23 protein-coding genes are annotated in these 19,289 nt (G+C 38.8%); 15 read left to right on the top strand and 8 right to left on the bottom strand.

Going from position 1 to position 19,289, the window contains the following annotated elements; all coding sequences use genetic code 11:
- Window positions 1-386 precede the first annotated feature (386 nt).
- Window positions 387-533: a BH0509 family protein gene (locus L2D08_RS15675; protein ID WP_242235016.1), complete on the bottom strand. Its 147-nt coding sequence runs from the start codon at window positions 531-533 to the stop codon at window positions 387-389.
- A 301-nt stretch (window positions 534-834) separates the two neighbouring features.
- Here L2D08_RS15675 and L2D08_RS15670 point away from each other — a divergent pair, with 301 nt between their 5' ends.
- Window positions 835-1,170 carry a helix-turn-helix domain-containing protein gene (locus L2D08_RS15670; protein ID WP_242235015.1) on the top strand — a complete coding sequence of 112 codons (336 nt, stop codon included), beginning with the start codon at window positions 835-837 and terminating at the stop codon, window positions 1,168-1,170.
- 133 nt (window positions 1,171-1,303) lie between these two features.
- Here the strand turns inward: L2D08_RS15670 and L2D08_RS15665 are convergent, their stop codons facing one another.
- The 6 genes from L2D08_RS15665 to L2D08_RS15640 are packed head-to-tail and all read right to left on the bottom strand — an operon-like array spanning window position 1,304 to window position 7,409.
- Complete coding sequence (locus L2D08_RS15665; protein ID WP_242235013.1) at window positions 1,304-2,314, bottom strand: formamidase; 1,011 nt, start codon at window positions 2,312-2,314, stop codon at window positions 1,304-1,306.
- 45 nt (window positions 2,315-2,359) lie between these two features.
- Window positions 2,360-3,625, bottom strand: coding sequence for a purine-cytosine permease family protein (locus L2D08_RS15660; RefSeq protein WP_242235011.1), 1,266 nt, complete (start codon window positions 3,623-3,625; stop codon window positions 2,360-2,362).
- A gap of 38 nt (window positions 3,626-3,663) precedes the next feature.
- Entirely contained in the window at window positions 3,664-4,398 is a 735-nt protein-coding gene (biuH, locus tag L2D08_RS15655) for a biuret amidohydrolase (RefSeq protein WP_242235009.1), read from the bottom strand.
- A gap of 14 nt (window positions 4,399-4,412) precedes the next feature.
- On the bottom strand, window positions 4,413-5,153 hold the full coding sequence (locus L2D08_RS15650; protein WP_242235008.1) for a 5-oxoprolinase subunit PxpA: 741 nt from the start codon (window positions 5,151-5,153) through the stop codon (window positions 4,413-4,415).
- A 31-nt stretch (window positions 5,154-5,184) separates the two neighbouring features.
- Window positions 5,185-6,693 (bottom strand): amidase, encoded by a 1,509-nt coding sequence (locus L2D08_RS15645; protein ID WP_242235006.1) that lies wholly within the window; start codon window positions 6,691-6,693, stop codon window positions 5,185-5,187.
- A gap of 53 nt (window positions 6,694-6,746) precedes the next feature.
- Window positions 6,747-7,409, bottom strand: coding sequence for a GntR family transcriptional regulator (locus L2D08_RS15640; protein WP_242235004.1), 663 nt, complete (start codon window positions 7,407-7,409; stop codon window positions 6,747-6,749).
- A gap of 437 nt (window positions 7,410-7,846) precedes the next feature.
- Here L2D08_RS15640 and speB (L2D08_RS15635) point away from each other — a divergent pair, with 437 nt between their 5' ends.
- The 12 genes from speB (L2D08_RS15635) to L2D08_RS15580 all read left to right on the top strand — a co-directional run bounded on the left by speB (L2D08_RS15635) (window position 7,847) and on the right by L2D08_RS15580 (window position 17,530).
- Entirely contained in the window at window positions 7,847-8,830 is a 984-nt protein-coding gene (gene speB, locus L2D08_RS15635; RefSeq protein WP_242235002.1) for an agmatinase, read from the top strand.
- 154 nt (window positions 8,831-8,984) lie between these two features.
- Entirely contained in the window at window positions 8,985-9,683 is a 699-nt protein-coding gene (locus L2D08_RS15630) for a FadR/GntR family transcriptional regulator (protein ID WP_242235000.1), read from the top strand.
- 130 nt (window positions 9,684-9,813) lie between these two features.
- Window positions 9,814-10,674, top strand: a complete 861-nt coding sequence (locus L2D08_RS15625) for a transporter substrate-binding domain-containing protein (RefSeq protein WP_242234997.1) — start codon at window positions 9,814-9,816, stop codon at window positions 10,672-10,674.
- A 15-nt stretch (window positions 10,675-10,689) separates the two neighbouring features.
- Complete coding sequence (locus L2D08_RS15620; RefSeq protein WP_242234995.1) at window positions 10,690-11,346, top strand: amino acid ABC transporter permease; 657 nt, start codon at window positions 10,690-10,692, stop codon at window positions 11,344-11,346.
- Window positions 11,347-11,358: 12 nt separating this feature from the next.
- Window positions 11,359-12,081, top strand: a complete 723-nt coding sequence (locus tag L2D08_RS15615; RefSeq protein ID WP_242234993.1) for an amino acid ABC transporter permease — start codon at window positions 11,359-11,361, stop codon at window positions 12,079-12,081.
- Window positions 12,082-12,097: 16 nt separating this feature from the next.
- Window positions 12,098-12,871 (top strand): amino acid ABC transporter ATP-binding protein, encoded by a 774-nt coding sequence (locus L2D08_RS15610; RefSeq protein ID WP_242234991.1) that lies wholly within the window; start codon window positions 12,098-12,100, stop codon window positions 12,869-12,871.
- Window positions 12,872-12,910: 39 nt separating this feature from the next.
- A complete protein-coding gene (gene speB / locus L2D08_RS15605) occupies window positions 12,911-13,912 on the top strand; it encodes an agmatinase (RefSeq protein WP_242234990.1) in 1,002 nt (333 codons plus the stop codon).
- 27 nt (window positions 13,913-13,939) lie between these two features.
- A complete protein-coding gene (locus L2D08_RS15600; RefSeq protein ID WP_242234988.1) occupies window positions 13,940-14,554 on the top strand; it encodes a DUF1989 domain-containing protein in 615 nt (204 codons plus the stop codon).
- Between the two features lie 444 nt (window positions 14,555-14,998).
- Window positions 14,999-15,202: a GTPase gene (locus L2D08_RS15595; RefSeq protein ID WP_242234987.1), complete on the top strand. Its 204-nt coding sequence runs from the start codon at window positions 14,999-15,001 to the stop codon at window positions 15,200-15,202.
- Window positions 15,184-16,110: a GTPase domain-containing protein gene (locus tag L2D08_RS15590; protein WP_309241380.1), complete on the top strand. Its 927-nt coding sequence runs from the start codon at window positions 15,184-15,186 to the stop codon at window positions 16,108-16,110. The genes L2D08_RS15595 and L2D08_RS15590 overlap by 19 nt, the downstream gene beginning before the upstream one ends.
- 738 nt (window positions 16,111-16,848) lie before the next feature.
- Window positions 16,849-17,094: a hypothetical protein gene (locus tag L2D08_RS15585; protein ID WP_242234983.1), complete on the top strand. Its 246-nt coding sequence runs from the start codon at window positions 16,849-16,851 to the stop codon at window positions 17,092-17,094.
- Window positions 17,084-17,530 carry a hypothetical protein gene (locus L2D08_RS15580; protein ID WP_242234980.1) on the top strand — a complete coding sequence of 149 codons (447 nt, stop codon included), beginning with the start codon at window positions 17,084-17,086 and terminating at the stop codon, window positions 17,528-17,530. Before L2D08_RS15585 ends, L2D08_RS15580 begins: the two co-directional genes overlap by 11 nt.
- 550 nt (window positions 17,531-18,080) lie before the next feature.
- On the opposite strand, the gene L2D08_RS24500 is transcribed toward L2D08_RS15580, so the two are convergent.
- The gene (locus L2D08_RS24500) at window positions 18,081-18,305 is read right to left on the bottom strand and encodes a tyrosine-type recombinase/integrase (protein WP_375337597.1); all 225 of its coding nucleotides are present in this window, start codon (window positions 18,303-18,305) and stop codon (window positions 18,081-18,083) included.
- 326 nt (window positions 18,306-18,631) lie between these two features.
- On the opposite strand from L2D08_RS24500, the gene L2D08_RS15575 reads away from it, so the two are divergent.
- Complete coding sequence (locus L2D08_RS15575; RefSeq protein WP_242234978.1) at window positions 18,632-18,910, top strand: hypothetical protein; 279 nt, start codon at window positions 18,632-18,634, stop codon at window positions 18,908-18,910.
- Window positions 18,911-19,087: 177 nt separating this feature from the next.
- On the top strand, window positions 19,088-19,279 hold the full coding sequence (locus L2D08_RS15570; RefSeq protein ID WP_242234976.1) for a hypothetical protein: 192 nt from the start codon (window positions 19,088-19,090) through the stop codon (window positions 19,277-19,279).
- The last annotated feature ends 10 nt before the right edge of the window (window positions 19,280-19,289 follow it).

Raw genomic sequence — 19,289 nt, 5'->3', positions numbered from 1 at the left:
TGGAAGTTTGAACATACCGTATAGAAAAGAAACTAAATTGAAGTAAAAAAGAATGAACATAGAATTAGTAGTAGATGCAGTGTACCGTGATACGTTGATTATAAAACGTTGTTTAGAAAATGTTTTTGGCTTGAGTGGAAAGCTTTGTTCCCTCGACTGTTTTGTAGAGTTCATTCTCTTCTTTTATGTATTAGTGCCCAGCCGCTAGGAAGTGAATGGAGGGAAAAGGAAGGAAGCTGAAAGTCAGCAAGGTCAAAAAGCAGACGGAATCCACTTGTTGCCAAAGAGCAGGTTTGCAAGAAATTATTTCAGAAAGTGATAAAATTAAAAGCGGGAAAACCTGAATTATCAATGTTTTTCCCGCTTTTTATCATTTTATATTTGGGTTACATATAATCATAAATAGAATCAACAAAATAGAGCCAGTGATAATATTCAATCTGTGGATCTGTCATCTTGGAAATTTCATTCTCATTGAATTTTTGTTGCTCAATTAATTTCTGCACTTTGGAATTTCTTTCTGCTTGGCTCATTTTAAATCCTCCTTATAGTTATGAAAAGTAACGAAGTATTTAAATATTGAAAACGTTTTCTTTTTGCTCGTTTTTATTATATATCTTAATGTGAGATTAAACAAATATCAAATATAGATGATTTTTCGGGAAATAATATAGAAATGTTATTTATCGCATTACCGGCCAGAAGACTCCTTCAAATTGCTTTGTAATAGTGGGAGATGAATGGTCGCTTTTTTTGTATTTGTTGCTCAACAGTTGAAATGTAAGTTCCCTTTTTTGGTATGCTGTATTTGTTAAATACTGGGGGTGAATCGAAATGATGCTGAATTACCGCTTCGAAATTTTTCCGAATGAGGAACAAAAAAGTACCCTTCACTCATGGGTTAACCTCTACCACCAGCAGTATAATTCCGCTCTTCTTGATAAACAAAGAGCCTATCAAAAGAACAAGAAAAACCTGACGAAATCTGATCTCAGTGTCCTGTTAACTCGATCTAAGAAACATCATCCATATCTTAAAAAAGTACCTTCCCAGCCCCTTCAGGAAACCCAGCATGATAAATTAAAAGGCAGATCACCATGTAGTCTGATGGTGATTCTTTTCTTTTATGAACATATTGGTTATATTTTAATGTTAAATACGCTTGTATAATTAAATTCTAGCGAGACAAAGGGACAGAAGATCGAGTTTATAAAAAGGATTGATGGAAAAGTGAAGGATATCGCAAAATAAAAAACAGCCCCGGTAAATAAGCCGCGGCTGTTTAAGTAAAACAGAGAACAAGTTATTTCTTTACTAACGCTTTATTTTCAAAAGAACGGGTTGGAGGAGGAAAGCCGAAAGCAGAACCATCTTTGTGGACGACTTCTTCTTCCCATGGCAAAGCATACTGGCCTTTAACAAGATCCTTCATATAGGTATATGGGCAATCAGAAGCTCCACCTTTTACTGCCACGTAACCTCGATGGCCAAGCTGATAAATATTATTTTCTACAGCCCATATTTTGCGCGCTTCTCGTACAAGTGCTGGCCTTACTTCTCCTGTAATAATTTCGTCCGGCCGGCCTCCACCTTTTACGAGTGGCATACCATCAAAATTAATAATCGATCCTTCGCCCATCGAGTCAAAGGTTCCATCGCTTCCGCTTAAGCAAACGGAGGCAGTGTACATTAAATTACAAAAAGCATTTGCTTGATTGGTGATATCCCATGAATGCCGGATCGGTGCTGTATAGCCGGCGGTTCGGATCATAATATCCGCGCCTTTATAAGCGCATTCCCGCGCCATCTCTGGAAACATTCCATCGTGGCAGATAACAAGGGCCAGTTTGCTGCCGTTCGGGCCATCGCAAACTGGAATTCCTAAATTTCCTGGTTCCCAAGGTTCAACAGGCACCCAAGGGTGTAATTTTCGATAATTTAGTTTGATTTCACCTTTGTCATCAATAATTAATCCTGTGTTATAGGGGTTTCCATCAGGGTTATATTCCATAATGGAAAAACAGCCCCATATTTTATTTTCTATGCATGCTTTTTGAAAAGCCCGCACTTCAGGTCCGTCTACTTTGCACATAATTTCCGGATTCATGTCCATAGAAAGTCCATGCAGTGAATACTCTGGAAATACAACTAGATCTATCGTCTGCTGATTTCTTCTTGCTTTGCCCACAAGCTCGCACACACGATCTGTCTGTTTTCGAAGATCTTCTTTTGTTTTTACCGTTGGAAGCTGAAGCTGAACTAAGCCGATGACAACTCCATCGGGAGACTTATTTAATCCTCCAAGACCACTCATTGAAATCCACTTCCTTTTCTTATGCTAATTTGTATGTTCCAAAACTCAACCTGCATTTCGAATTTCACCTGCGCTGGCAGTTTTTCTTGAGAGCAAGGCATAAGCCGCGCCGCCCACAATCATTGCTGCAAAAGCCGTGGATAAAAACGGAGCATAAAATTCTGTAACCAAGCCTGCCAATGAGCCAATAAACCAAGCAACAAACGGCTGTGAGCGAAATGATTCGGAAATGTCGGCATTTTTCCTAATAAACATTTGATCGATGATAATAATGGCTCCAATTGGGGGAACAATAATCCCCAACAAATTCAACCATGTAATAAAGTGATTCCAAGCACCTGAGAGGGCAATAATAATACCAATCACACCCAAGACAAAAGCGGTTGTTCTCATTTTCTTCCCGAGAAGACTTGACCATCCAACAGCTCCGTTGTAAAGACAATGAGAGCAAACACTGCCTAAATTCAAAAATAATAGCAATACAGCAATCAGTGAAATAGCTCCGCCTTTTGCAGCGATGTATTGGAAAAGGTCGGCATTCTGGCTGGCAGCTGCAGCAATCAGCCCGCCAAATACCATAGCTGTCATATTGGCAAAAGGGAAAGCAGTACCTGTCGCAATAATGGATTCTTTTGTGTTTTTAGACCATCTATTAAAGTCACCTGTTAGTGTTCCTGAGTCAATAAATAAAGAAACAACCATTGTAACTGCAATACCCAGACTTAGTGTATTGTTTCCAGCAAAGCTTGTAATAGAGGACCAGCCGCCCGCCGATACGGCGTCTCCAACTGCCCAAAGGCCAAAAATGAAGAAGAAGGGAGCCGAGATGGCCCCAATATAGGTCAAAGCTTTTACCCCTACCAATGTAACCCCAATGTATAAAACACCTGCGATTAATGTAATCAAAAAGAAGTTAGATCCAAAAGCCTGATTCATACTGCTGCCTGTTAAGCCTGTCTGCACAGCGAACCAGCCAATAACAAGAGTAGATAACAAGCCAGATACAATCATTGATCCTTTGCGCCCGAAGGTAATAGCCGATTGCAGAGAGAAGTTATAACCTTTTTTTGTCGCTAAAATTCCCAATAGCCCTACATATCCGAATAAGATAAGATTTCCAAGCAGGATGGCAAGCATTCCTTGCCAAAAACCTAAGGAGGTAACAATGGCAGCACCCGTTACAGAAGCTGTGATGATCATCGGAAAGCCGATCCATACCAATGAAACGGACAATAAACTTTTCCGGGCTTGGATTGGGACAGCGGAACGTTCATATTCTTCTTCTAAAATCGCTTTTTCGTTTATACTCATTTCTCTGCCTCCTTTAATTGGTTAAATTCTATTTTGAATCAAGCGTTAACAAGCAGCTCGCTAAGTACTTTAATAACATGGTTTGAACTTGAGACACTGCCAAAAACGCCGCCCTGCATCGTCACCATTTTAAGTGCAGCCAGGTGGTTATCATAGTCTGTTGCACCGGTGCAGTCTTCTAAAATCAGACACTCGTAACCTCTGTCATTTGCTTCCCTCATGGTTGTATGAACACATACATCCGTTGTAATCCCGGTTAAAATCAAGTTTTTAATGCCTTTTGTTTTCAAAATTAAATCAAGGTCTGTGGCGTAAAAACTGCCCTTCCCAGGTTTGTCGATAATCACTTCTCCAGGCGCCGGTGTCAGCTCCTCGATAATTTCCCATCCTGGCTCATTCCGAACAAGGATCCGTCCATTTGCTGTCTGTGAGCCGATTTCTGCGCCGGCTTGCTGGCTTCTCCAGCGTTTGTTCTCAGGAAGGTCTGATAAATCGGGCCGGTGTCCTTCTCTTGTATGAATGACAGTAAAATTATCTATTTTTCTTACGAGCTCAAGAAGTTCTTTGATAGGCTTTATAGCTTTTCTTGTTAGTGAAATATCATAGCCCATCTGATCAACATAGCCCCCATAGCCACAAAAATCAGTTTGCATATCAATAATGACGAGTGCCGTGTTCCCGGCGGTCAACTCTCCGTTAAAGGGGTACAGATAGGGGTTGGCTTCAATGTACATATCGATTCCTTCTTTCTTTTGATAGGTTAAAGCTGTCATTGACTTCTGTTTGCTTATAAAGAAATAAGGCGCTCTTCTTTTTGCAAAGCCACGTGTATACATTTTGCAATTAATGCTGCATTAGGCGTATCGCTGTGAACACAAATCGTATCTATTTTTGTATGTGCACTTTCAGCAGTCAGCTGTTTCTCCAGCAAACAGACAATGGTTTTGGAAATCTCTTGAGGGCTTCCGATTTCACTTAGATTCCAGTTAAACATTTTGACTTGACCGTTTGTATAGGGGCGGTCCGCAAAATATTCATTCATCACCTTTAATCCGGCTGCTTCAGAGCAAGCAGCAAGCTCTGAAGAGGGAAGTGCGTATATATTCAAACGTGGATTGTAATCGGCCACTGCTTGTACAGCTGCCTGACTTAATACTTTGCTTGAACAAGCCATCATATAAAGGGCCCCATGCAGCTTCATATGTGACATAACCGTTTTATTTGCTTTTAAGAATCCATCCAGCGCACCCAGCTGGTACAGCACATAATCATAGACCTCTTGGGGGGTAGCATTGATTTCTCTTCTTCCAAATCCAAGTTTGTCCGGAAAACCCACGTGTGCCCCGATACGTACACCATGAGAGGCGGCTAACTGAACCGTTTCTCTCATAACATGCGGATCACCGCCATGAAATCCACAGGCAATGTTAGCGGAAGTAATATAAGGCATTAATTCTAAATCCGCCCCATACTTGTAAACACCAAAGCTTTCTCCCATGTCGGCGTTAATATCTATTTGTTTTTTCATTAAACAACCTCCAGCCAATGATAAAAGGCAATTAATGATTCACTATTTTTTTTGGCAATACAGGCGGCTTTCTTGGTTTTGCTAATTTTTCGTATGCATAAGCCAGTTGGAGTAAAGAAGCTTCTGAAAAAGGCGTTCCTAACAATTCAAATCCAACGGGTATGCCGTCTGGTGTAAATCCGCCTGGAACCGACATAGAAGGCAGGCCGGTTTGAGAAGAAATCGTTGTATTCGTCGGAAAGGTCAGGCAAGACCATTTTTCCGCATGCAGCTCTTCGTAGGTTGGCGGCAAAACTTTTACGTCCGGAAACAATAAAGCTTCAACTTTATGAGAAGCCAACACATTCATAACGGTTCTTCTAAATTCTTCTTGAGCAAAACGATGGCGATAATAATCCGCCTGCTCAGCAGGTTCTTCAGGTCCATCCGCAATATCATGGAATAGATCATTTAAAGGATGAAACGCTTTAGCATTATAAACCTCCATAAAAGACTTTAACGGTGTGTTCTCTCTGCTGCTTAAAAAGCGCGTGATATCCTTTTTTGATTGAAGGGTATACATGGACGTTTCTTCCAAGAAGCGGTCCAGGTCTGGAATTTCAACAGAATCCACAATAATGGCACCTGCTGCTTTTAAACATTCTATCACGGACTCGATGACTTGGTTAACGGGTCTCGAATCGTCATTATCAGGCCCAAAAGCACCTCTTAATACGCCAATTCTTCGTCCTTCTAAAGTAGATTGCTTAAGCAGTTCTTCGTATTTGCCTGCATCTCTTGCTTGAATAGCTGCTGCAGTAAAAGGATCCTTTTCGTCATAACCGACTATTACATCAAGCAGCTTCGCCATGTCTTTTACTGTTCTTGTAATGGGTCCCGGAGAGTCTTGGAAATGAACGAGCGGCGAAAAACCAAATCGGCTGATTAGTCCTGTGGTGACCCGCAAACCAAACAAATTGTTGAACGAAGAAGGGAGACGAATAGAGCCGCCTGTATCTTCTCCAATTCCAACTGCCCCAAAGTTTGAAGTAATTCCGCAGCTGGTACCTGCACTTGAGCCTCCTGCTTCCCGGTTTAGCGCATAAGGGTTCTTGGTTTGGCCGGTAACAGATGAAAAGGAGAACCATCCTGCAGCAAAATCGCACATGCTCGTTTTCGCCAAAATGATAGCACCCGCTTCCCGCAGTCTTTCAACCAGGGTTGCATCTGATTTGGGTATGTATTCTTTAAAAGCGCTGCTGCCGAACGTGGTTGGAATCCCTTTTGTTTCGGCTTGGTCCTTTACAAGAATAGGAACTCCGTGGAGAGACCCTTTTAACTCGCCATTCTCTTTAAAATAACGGTCAAGCTCTACTGCTTCCTGACGGGCTTTTTCATTTACATTGACTATTGCATTTAATTCCGGGCCAGATTGATTAAAAGACTGTATGCGTTCTATATACCATTCAACCAGTTCAAAGCTGGTCAGATTTCCTTTTTGTATAGCCTGCTGAATCTCTTCGATGGTTGTTTCTAAAAATGAAAATGAAGATGCACCCATTTTAGTCACTCCTTATTTACAAAAAATAATTTGGAATATTCAGATAAAATATGTTACTTGTTGCTTTCTTCGAGCCCTTTTTGAATGGCTTTATATGTATCTTCTAAATGTTCCACTAGTAAGTCGGTCAGTGCTTCTTCATCTTTTTTTATCAAGTAATCTAACATTAAATAGTGCTGCTTTTGACCTTCCTCAAAGGAATTAATAGTAGACGAATAAATAAACATATAGGGCGTAACCTTATCCCATACATTTTCAATTAACTGCTGCAAGGACGGGGAATCCGCTAATTTATACATAGTCAGATGAAAAGTGCGATTTAATCGCTGCCAGTCGTTGTAGCTAATTTCTTTGTTGTCCATTTCTTCTAAAATTTCCTCAAGCTCTTTTATCTCTTCCACATGATTATCATCTAGATTTTGAAGGGACCATTCAATAGCAAGCGATTCTAGACGCTGCCTAATCACAAACAGCTGATTCACTTCATCCAATGAAAGTTTATTCACGGTTACACTTCTGGTCTCTACCGATAAAAATCCCTCTGCCTGCAAACGACGTATGGCTTCCCTTACTGGCATTGTACTTACGCCAAAGCGTGCTGCAATTTCCCGGATGGTAATTTTCGACCCTGGCCTAATTTTTCCGGTCCTGATTTGCTGGCGGAGCTGTTTATAAACTTCCTTGTTTACGGTTGAGACTGTAATAAGCTCAGACATTTAATTCACCTCTTTTCTGTGATCAGTGATTTGTGATCACAATACAAGAAACATTACTTCTGTGTTGGCTGTTACGTTGATCTTAATGCACTAAAAGGCATTTTTCTCAATTCCTGTAAGGTTTTCTGACAGATTAAATATTTCTGTATTAATAAAAAAGGAATGTATAACCGCCGGGTAAATCTTTCAGACCTGTTCAAAATTACAGCTGATAAATGCAGGCCTTTTTTTGTCTACCAGCAAAACAATTTTTGAAAAAGCATCATTATCTAGCATTCACTCATCATATAGAGGTTTCTTAAAAATTGAAAAAAGATGTTAGGGCATCTTACAAACAAGTTGTTTAGAAATGTACTTGCTAATAGGATAGGCGTAAGAGAATTACAAGGAAATTGGTTTGAAAATTCATATTTGTTCCACGGGAGGAAGGAAAGAAAATGAGCAATCAAAACTTTTTTAACTTACCTGAAGTAAACACAATGCCTCGGTTTAGCGGTATTCGAACTTTTATGAGACTGCCGTACGAACCGGAAGTTCAAAAACGAGATTTTGTTATACTGGGGGCTCCATTTGATACATCTGCCAGCTATAGAGCAGGCACCCGGTTTGGTCCTGAAGGCATTCGGCGTATTTCTAGTTTACTAAGACCCGCCAATGTATTTCACAAAATTAAGCCTTCGGACGTTCTCAATGGGGTAGACGGGGGCGATGTGATGATTATTCCAGGGAACACAGAAGCGAGTCATCAAAACATTACAGATCATGTAAAAGCATGGACGGAAAAAGGGGCTGTGCCAATCGTGCTAGGGGGGGACCACTCTATTACTCTGCCGGAACTTCGGGCGATCAGTGCTGTGCATGGCCCTTTGTCATTGCTTCATTTTGACGCTCATGGTGATACCTGGGATAACTACTGGGGTGAAAAATACACGCACGGGACTCCTTTTCGACGAGCTGTAGAAGAAGGAATTATTAACCCTTGTCGTTCAGTGCAAATAGGGATGCGAGGTACGGTCTATCACCCTGATGATATTGAAGAAGCACGAAAGCTCGGCTTTCTCGTTATTACAGCTGATGAAATGCGCGAAATTGGATTACAGGAGACAATGCGCCGGGCTTTGGAACAGCTAGGAGATTCAAAAGTGTTTCTCACGTTTGACATTGATTTTTTAGATCCAGCTTTTGCACCGGGTACCGGAACACCAGAAATTGCGGGTTTTTCAAGTACGGAAGCTCAAAGTATGTTAAGGCAGCTGACAGCTATTAACTTAGTTGGCTGTGATTTAGTTGAAGTACTGCCGGCTTTAGACCCAGCCGAGATCACTACCTTAACGGGGGCAACCATTGTTTTTGAATTCCTCAGTTTGTTAGCTGTCAAAAAACAAATGTCCAAGGATTATTCTTCTTTACCAACAATTTAACTAATAAATCCTTTGTATTGGATTCTGAACATTCTAATAATTAGGGTATATTTTCTTACATGTTTATGGAAGAAGGAAAAAAAGAGATGATACACTGTCTTCAAGATAAAGGAATACAAAACAATTAATTTGAATGGAAGGTGATTGCTAGTATATGCAAATAAAAGAAAATATCACAAAAGTAAACAAGCAAAAACTCGTTGATCAAGTATTAACGCAATTACAGGGCATTATCCAATCGGAGAAATATAAAGTAGGCGATAAACTTCCTGCCGAATCAGAATTAATGAAATTATTTAATGTAGGACGCTCGACGATTCGGGAATCTATTAGAATCCTGGTTTATTCGGGGCTTTTAGAAGTACGGCAAGGAGATGGAACGTACATTCGTTCAACGGAGCATTTGCTTTCTGAGGACCCTCTTCAAAAAAAATTACAGCATGTAGAGGGGCAAGAATTAAATGAACTGATTCAAATATTAGATATCGAACTCTCCGGGTTAGCAGCGCAGCGCAGAACTGAAAATGATTTACATAAAATTAAACAACAATTAGATCTGCGAAATCAATATTTAAAGGAGAAAAAATATGATGAGTATTTAAAAGCGGATATCCATTTTCATGTTGAAATATGCAAAGCAGCTCATAATTCAGCTTTAACAGAAATGTATGATTTTGTTTGTAAGCTGCTGCATCAAATGTTTGACACTGTACTTCTCGACACGAAAGATTACTATAAGGAAAATACGCAAGTTCATCAAAATTTATATATGGCAATTGCAAACCAGAGTGTGGAGGATGCAAAAAGGTGGGCGAAGGCAAACGTCAAACTGCGAAACAACCTTTCTTTTTGATGTAAACATCAGATGATATGATGTTTAAAAGGATTTATCTAATCAATGAGGAAACCGTCCAATTTAATAAACCAAAACGACCAAAGTTTACTAAATATTTATAATATTCTAAATAAAAGGAGCGATAAATATGAAAAAACCGTTTTTACGTTTACCCCTCGTTTGTATCATTTTTTCATTAATGTTAAGCGCATGCAGCTCTTCAAACGCTGGCTCTTCTCAAGAATCTGAAGCGACCGGCTCCACTTACGATGAGATAAAAAGCCGCGGGAAAGTAATTGTAGGAACTGAATCCGCCTTTGAACCTTTTGAATTTATTAAGGATGGAAAAATTGTAGGTTATGGATCCGATATTTTATCCGTTATGGTAGATGACCTTGATGTAGAGCTTGAACAACTTGACCTTCCTTTCCAAGGGATATTGCCAGGCCTTGACGCCAAAAAGTTTGATTTTGTAGCTACATCCGTAACTATCACGCCGGAGCGCGCTGAGAAATATGATTTTACTGTACCGATTGCAGAAGGAACAATGGCTGTTTTAAAAAGAAAAGGGGATACGTCTATCCAAAAGCCTGAAGATATCAGTGGAAAAGTAGTCGGCACTCAGCTTGGATCTGGAATGTTACAAGCACTTCAAACTTTTGATAAAGATTTAAAAGCTGAAGGAAACGGTGTGAAGGAAATAAAGGAATATGTTGCGTTTCCAGAAGCCTATCAAGAACTTGCAACAGGCCGAATCGATGCAGTCGTTAATACAAAAGCAAATTTAGCGGGAATTTTGAAAAAGAATCCGGATACTTATGAGATTGTTGATACTTTTGGGGAGCCGATGTGGATTGCCTGGGCAGTAAGAAAAGGGGATAAAGAACTTCTTGACTACCTAAACAAACAAATTTTGGAATTGCGCGACAGTGGAAAACTGGAGGAAATGCAAATGAAATGGTTTGGGTTTACGATGGAAATTCCAGATTCCGGCTACCTGCCAGAATAAAGAGGTGAGGGAAGCATGGACATTAACGTTGATTTGATTATAGACAGTCTGCCGATTTTGTTAAAGGGTGCTTTAGTCACTCTTCAAATGTCTCTGCTGGCTATTGTCATCGGAACTATAAGCGGGCTTGTACTTGCTGTTTTCTTACTGAGCGGCAAAAAAACATTGATTGTACCGACCCGTATCTTTATCAACTTGCTGCGGGGAATTCCTTTTATCATTCAAATTTTCATCGTTTATTTTAGTTTTTCAAACTTTGGACTGGAAATACCTGCTTTTACGAGTGGTGTAATTGCCATGGCATTAAATACCGCAGCATTTCAAGCTGATATTATCAGAGCAGGTATTGAGTCTATTCCAAAAGGACAGCATGAAGCCGCTTTTGCGTTAGGAATTTCTAAACGCCAAACGATGATTCGGATTCTCATTCCGCAAGTGTTTGTGAAAATACTTCCGTCTATTACAAATGAGCTTATAACTTTACTGAAGAATTCTTCGCTTGTGTCTGTGATTGCTGTAGTTGATCTTACACGAGTAGGCCAACAGATAGTTAGTACAAGCTATCGTCCAGCAGAAATTTACATTGCTGTAGCGCTGCTTTATTTCTTAATGAACCTGGCCATTTCACAAGGATCAAGATATTTAGAGCGCAAAGCGGCCGCTTACCGTTAGGGAGGTAGTGATATGATATTTGATTTTAGCATTGTACCTCGTTACGGACCAGCGCTTTTGGAAGGTTTTTTAATCACCTTATTTATTTGCTTCATTGGTCTTCTCCTGGGACTTTTCATTGGCGGGCTGATCTGTTGGCTAAAAATAAGGTTTCCTGGCTGGGGAGCTACATTAGCGAATACTTATATTGAATTTTTTCGGAACACACCATTTTTAATTCAAGTGTTTCTATTGTATTATGTCGGCCCGGTATTCGGTATCTCCATTAGTGCTATGACAGCAGGCATTTTAGGGCTCGGTCTTTATGGTGGAGCCTACTTCGCTGAAATTTATCGATCCGGAATCCTTTCCGTTCATAAAGGTCAGGCTGAAGCAGCCCGTGCACTAGGTATGGGGGAAAAATCTATTTTATACAGAATCGTCATTCCTCAAATGTGGGGGCTAATCATGGCCCCTTTAACCAGTCAAATTATAACATTGGTTAAAGAATCCGCTATCTTGTCTGTCATTACGGTGCAAGAGTTGACGTTTGTAGGGCAACGGGCTATTAGTGAAACTTACAATTATGTAGAAATCTACACGCTCGTCGCTTTCTTGTATTGGGCCCTTGTTACGGCACTTGCAAATCTATTGAAAGGGTTGGAAAACTATTCAACTCGTTATCTAAACGTTCGTGAACGCTCGCCGAATAAATTGATTTTTATGAAAAAACAAGATGTGAAATTAAGGTCATAAGGAAAGAAGGGATAAGATGGTTGAAACAGCCATTAAAACACAGGCGATTCAAATAAAAGAGTTGCGCAAATCGTACGGGGCGCAAGAAATCTTAACAGGCATTGACTTAAATATCAACTACGGCGAGGTTGTTTGTGTTATCGGGCCGAGTGGCTCCGGTAAAAGTACGTTGTTGCGCTGCCTTAACTTGCTGGAAGTTCCATCTGGCGGAACGATCTCGGTTGACGGTGAAGCAGTTTTTTCACAACAAAACAAATCTGATAATAAAAAAATAAATATTCAGGAAATTAGATCGAGGGTTGGAATGGTTTTTCAACAGTTTAATTTATGGCCGCATAAAACGGTTTTAAATAATGTGATTGAAGCGCCTTTGTTAGTGAGAAAGCAAGAGAAAGCACAAGCGGTAGAAAAAGCAGAGGTGTTGCTTAGAAAAGTTGGATTATCGGATAAACGGTCGAGCTACCCCTCCAGTTTATCGGGAGGGCAGCAACAGCGGGTAGCCATCGCAAGAGCTCTAGCCATGGATCCAAAAATCATGCTGTTTGATGAGCCGACTTCAGCATTGGATCCCGAGTTAGTTGGAGATGTTTTAAAGGTCATGAAAGATTTAGCGTCTGAAGGAATGACAATGGTTGTTGTCACTCATGAAATGGGGTTTGCAAGGGACGTTGCCGATCGAATCATTTTTATGGATCAGGGAGTAATTGTAGAAGAGGGAGCTCCTTCAGAACTGTTCTCAAATCCTAAAAGTGCAAGATTGCGCCAATTTTTAGCGAGTGTACTTGACTAGTAAAAGAAAAAACACAGGAAAACCAAAGGAGGAAGTTATATGTATGAATCAAAAAGACCTTACGAAAAACAAACACTAAATTTACCCTTTACAGGAATTTGTTCTTTTGCAAAATATCCTGTATGCACCAACCTGGATGAACTGGATGCAGACATTGCCATTATCGGCGTTCCTTACGATATGGGGACGCAGTGGCGTTCAGGTACACGCTTTGGTCCTCGCAGCATTCGGGAAGGCTCCACACTCTACAGTTTTGGATTAAATGGATCCTACGATCCGGAGCGTGATGAGGTATTTCTTGCTCCGCCTTTAAAAATAGTAGATTGTGGAGATGTCGATATTGTCCACGGGGATCTTCAACAAAGTTTCGAAAACATTGAAGAAGCTGTAAGGAAAATAGTGTCTAAAGGTGTCTTGCCTGTTATTTTAGGGGGCGATCATTCGATCACGATTCCCGTAGCCCAAGCGTTAAATTCACTTGGAACGTTATGCGCTATCCAAATTGATGCACATTTGGACTGGGCTGACGAGCGTTCCGGACAGCGTTTTGGCCATGGAAGCCCAATGAGGCGTATGGCCGAAATGGATCATGTGAATGAAATGGTCCAGCTTGGGATTCGCGGGATTGGCAGCAGTATAAAAGGCGATTTTGATGATGCTAAAGCTTATGGAAGTGTTATTTTGAGTCCAAAGCAAATACGGCAAATAGGAATTGAAGGGGTCTTAAGCCGAATCCCAAAAGGAGAGCGTTACTTCCTCACCATTGACGTAGATAGTCTGGATCCTTCGATTTGTCCGGGAACAGGAACTCCATCACCAGGAGGTTTTTCTTATGATGAACTCAATGAATTGTTTGAGGCTATTGCCAATCATGGAGACGTCGTAGCATTTGATTTTGTAGAAGTGGCACCTGCCTATGACCCTACAGGGATGACAGGCCAAACGGCAGCGCGGCTGATCCTCGATCTTCTTGGATTTATTACGAAAAAAAGAGAAAAGGAAACCAGCCATTTAACTGAAAGCAAAAAGATAGAAGCATAAAGGAACAGAAAAGGAGACTAGGTGGAGGTGAAGAAAAAGATGAGCCTGAAAGAACAAATTATTCCAGGAGGTACAGGAGCTGCCTTTGAAATCAAAAAAGGAGAATATTTAAAAGTGACAGATGTTGAAGGAAAACAAGTGGCTGATTTTATCGCGATCTGCTTGACTAATAAAAAGGAATTTCTTTCAACTGCTCACACAAGAACAATGAATGGGCGGCTAACCGTCACAAAGGGGGATAAGCTGTTCAGTAATTATCGCCATGAGTTGTTTGAAGTGGTGGAGGATACCGTCGGGGTGCATGATACCCTTTATCCGTGCTGTGATTCCCAGCGTTACAGGTTGGATTTTAATGTGGAGAATCATAGAAATTGCCGGGATAATTTTGCGCAGGCTCTTAGAGAGTATGGTATTGACTATGGATATATTCCAGACCCGCTTAATTTGTTTCAAAATAGTCCTGTTAATTCGGATGGAACATTTGCTGCACCAACCGAGCCTAAATCAAAACCAGGAGACTTTGTTGTTTTTCAAGCATTAACAGATCTAATAATCGGCATCTCCTCTTGCCCCCAGGACATGACCCCTTTATGCGGGTATAACATTACCGATATAAAATCAGAGATTGTTCAAACTTGGTAGCTCGGTATGGGAGTATCTCTAGAAGGAAAACCTCTTCTTTTATTTGGAAGAGGTTTATTGTTCACATGGTATGCAGGTTTTGTTGCTCTACAATCTTTCTTTTTATTTGCTTCTAACTTTTTCTACTCTAATGCTATTTTTAAAGCAGGTTTCTGCCTGGATTTTCTACATATATATAAACCTTAATTTCATAACACATAACTGTGCTGCAATATTAAAAGATTCCACTCATTTCTTAAATGATAAACAATTCACCTTAAACCCCTGCGAATAAACAGGTGTTTTTGTCAGGTTTTAAAAGAAAGACATTTAAATCTAATAGGGCGGCATCCCGAACAGAAAATACTAGAAATTTCGACAATATTGCTACAAAGAAACAGAATGTGAGAAATATTGGGTATATTACCTATGATAGGTTTATATTAATTCGAGGGAGGATTATTGATGGAAAATCAAGAATGGGATAAAGAGTTAGAAAAAATTCTGAAAGAAATGGGTGCAGATGGAAGTCCGGTTGATGCAATTCACAAAAAATTAGAAAAGGAATTTCATAAAACTTTAAATATCGGATTTCTAGGATCTCCCGGAGTAGGTAAATCCACTTTAATGAATAAAATCGCGGGAAAAAAATTGCAGACTCTGGTGTAAAGCCCAGGGTTAAACTATCGAAGTTTGCATGGGGTGAAAATGATTCTATCGTATTTTGGGACTTACCAGGTTATAATGGTTTGCCCAAAGAACATAATGTAGAAGATTATTGGGATTATTATAACGTTGAGAAAATGGATATCTTGATCTGCATGTTTTCTAATAAGTTAAATGAAGACGATGCTCATTTCTTTAAGTTAGCAATAAATCATGCTCAGGATGTTATTTTTATTAGAAGCAAATCTGATGATATTTACGATGACGAAGTAAGTCTAGAAGAATTGAAAGCCGAAATCGAAAATACTTATGTTAAGAAGCTATTTGGTTCAAATCATTCTTTACTATTCGTTAGCTCAAGAACTGGGGAAGGTCTTGCAAAACTTCAAGAAGCTATTGCTAGTAAGCTTAGTTCCGGACTGCAAGAGAAATTTTTTCGAAACGCAAAAGCCTATTCGGAGTCTTTTTTAAAAGCTAAGCAAAAAGCTTCGTTAAAAACAGTTCTCTGGTATTCGACGTTAAGCGCAGGAGCGGGACTAGTACCTGTCGGTGCAGGGGTTTTTATTGATGTACCGGCAAATATAAAAATGATTAAAGAAATTGGCAGTCATTTTTCATTATCGGAAAAGCGTCTTGCTCTTTTGGAAGAACAGGAAACAGAGAAAATGCAGGAATATAACGTATTCTTAAATGTTTTAAAAACTGGAGCAGGGGCCAAAGAGTTATATTTACCCCTCGTGAAAAGATTTGCTCCAAGATTTGCAGCTGGAAACTTCGGGAAATTCGTTCCGGTCATTGGAGCCGGAGCTGGCTTTTCTTTAACGTTTTATATGGGTAAACGCGCTATAGATACTTGTGAAATGATTGCAAAAGACGTAATGGAAAAAGAGATTTCCACTTTTACGTTTTAATTGGATAAGAAAAAGCTGGCCCAGCTTTTTTATAATGTAATAGAACCATTAAATAGGAATCAAACTGTATATTAGTCAAAGGCATACATGCAGTTTCACGGGTATCCGAATGACTTATCAAAGCAAATCGGTTGTCTGTCACTCACTTTTCTCCCTTTATCAGTAAAATGGTGACCTCGTGCAAAGCTCATATTGGGTTAAAAGCTCCATAACATGTATGACAAAGGAATTGATAAACGTCAATATAAAGAAAGAATCTTGCAAAGAATCCTTCCGCCTATTAGGTGGAAGGGGTCTTTTCTATTATAGATCTTTTAAACTGCATTCCATCACACAGCCGATTAAAATTTTTCAGAAAGTTCGACATGTTTATTCTTCACGGCTTCTTGATCTGTTGTAAAAAAGTACGTAACACCAGTTTGAAAATATGGCTTATTAAATCAAATTCGATTATTTATCGCAGACCAGTTGAAGCGCTTGGCTCCTGTTTCTTCTTCAGAAAATTTTGCAGCTGCTTGAATATTAAGACACTCCGCAATTAATTCTTTGTATCGACGACATTATACTAATTCCATAAAAGATTAGAGTATTTATTGCAAAACATCTGTTTAACATTGACGGATGTTTTGCAATATACCTATATGGTATTTTCTATCTATGTATATTTTGAAGTCAAAAAGTTAGATATTTTTCCGATATAGTAGATTAGAGTATTAGAAATTGCGGGAAGTGAATGAGATGGTTAAAATTCGTGTTAAAGAATATGTTATCAATTCTGTGATTAAGGCAATTAAACGACACTTTAATAGAATTATAAAACTACGTTATGATTATGAACAGTATCAAACTTGCAAAAACAATATTGATCTAATGTATGAAAAAATAGCAGAATCAGTTATTGATAATTTTAATTGGTCTGATGGTTTTGGGATTTGTGTAAAGTCAAATATACTATTGATTGGAGGAATAAATCATGTTCAATAAATTCAAAGACAAGCTTACTGATATTTCCACAAATGGGTTACCGATTCCGATTACAGCAATGATGCTGGAGAGTTTAATTAAAATGAAATCAGATGAGCAGGATATTAAAGTTGAAATAACACCAGAACACCTAGTACTTCAAGGAACAACAGAAGTAAAGAAAATGATGTTAAAGAAGAACGTTTCATTTACAATCACATTAAAACCGGTTCAGTTAGAAAAAAGAATGATTGTATTTGAATTAGTAGAGATAAAGCCGGTTGATATGAATTTTATCAACAGTAAGATTTTTAATAGACCACCGTTTTTAGAATATACGAATCGAACAATTAAAATTGATTTTAATACATGGGATATAATAAAAAAAATACCCATGGGTAATATTAAATCGTATGAGTTTGTCGATGGTGCAATAAATATAAAATTATCTCTATGACTAATAGTCAAGATCTCTGAAGCATTTTTTATGACTGCAGAGGTCTTGTTTTTTATACTAATATTTGAGAAATAATGGATCATAATCTTTCTATTTAGATAGTTTAATTCTATAGAATCCTTATTATTTTTTTCAAAGCAAAAGCTATTTTAGTTTGCTAGATTTTTATCCGATTAAATATCAGGATTGTCTCCTACGAAGTGATATAAATTTCATTGAATAATTGGCATTTCCCGTGGCATGCCAATTAAAATAACAAGCGATAACCTCTGATTATTAAAAACACAAAAAACTTCAGAAACGTTGATCTATCAGGATTTATAGATACGGTCGGTAACTTTAAATAACTGGAAGGAATACAAGTCTCGTCCTTGACAGGGTAGAGGTCGCGGATTTGAACCTAGTAGAAATCATCAATGTTCAAAGCTGTAAATCCTGGATACTCAAGGGTTTGCAGTTTTTTTATTTTATTTAGCATTAATAAATTTAGATCCAGTAGGCAATGTGGCGACCGTTTGGTGGGAGTAACTATAATTATTTGCATTCAGGGTCATTCAAATAAAGTTTTGTTCAGTTTTTCCGCTGCTTCCTTTTGTATGTTAGTCGGCACGTGAGAATAGGTATCTAATGTTGTACTAACTTTACTGTGGCCTAAACATTCCGCTACAACCCTTGGGTTTATTCCTTCTAATAAAAGTGAGGCAGGGTGAGTATGACTTAGATTGTGAAACCGTATTTCCGTTACTTTCGCTTTTTGAATTAAAGCCTTGAAAATAACGCAGTAGGTTTCTGGGACTTAAAACATTTCCGTAACACGTACATATCACTAAATTATGGTCTATGTAGTCAGTCCCCGCTTTTAATTTTTCTTCCATTATTTTCGCTTTATGTTTTTTTAGAGAAGAGGCTGTTTCAGTTAATAGGGTGATCGAACGTATACTCGAAGCGGTTTTGCACCCTCAATGAAGTCTTTCTCGTCATGACTTAACGTTTGTCTGGTGTGAATCGTTCCTCTATCTAAGTCTACATCTACCTATTTTTTTATAAAAATGATATAAAAAATAGAAGTAAAAAACTTCTTCATGGAAAGGAAGCGATTAAGTGGAAACAAAATCAATTCAAAATGGAAGATTCAAAGCAACAAAATTGACCGAAAAAAGGGCAGTTATTGATGGATTGGTTATTTTTCGGCACAGAGACGGAATTGCATTTGAATTAAATGGCCAACTGACAAACGTCAACGATAAGGAGAAATCAAGAAGAGGAAATCCTGATTTGTATCATAAACTGAACAACATTCTTTTTGATCTGGGAATCGAATTGGGGGACTATAAGCCGGTTGAGAAACCTAATGGTAATTTGGAAGATGATTTAGAATAACACACAGCTTTGAGAATCTAGTTATGGAAGAACTAGTTATAATTTTTGAAATGCATTGAATAATAAATCAAAAAAATACACCTCCAATTGTTAGGTGGCGTCTAATAATTGGAGTGCACTTCAGCTGAGGTTCTTTCTTATTTTAATTAATCTCGGCAAATTTATAGGAATCTTGATTTGTTTGATTACGAGCATTTTTATTTGTCTAGAGCAGAACGAAAGAAGGCAGAAGTTTTAAAGGATGCTTATTTCCTATGTTTGGTAAATACGCAAACGGGTGAGGTTGAGATGATCCAAAATCCTCTTTTTGATCTTAATGAGCGCTTTGACCAAGAAATAATGGCCATCCATTATACATTGAAAGAATAAGTTTATATGG

It is taken from the genome of Domibacillus sp. PGB-M46 (assembly GCF_022668875.1).
In the GTDB taxonomy this organism is placed as follows: domain Bacteria; phylum Bacillota; class Bacilli; order Bacillales; family Domibacillaceae; genus Domibacillus.
This window is presented reverse-complemented; position numbering and strand designations above follow the sequence as displayed.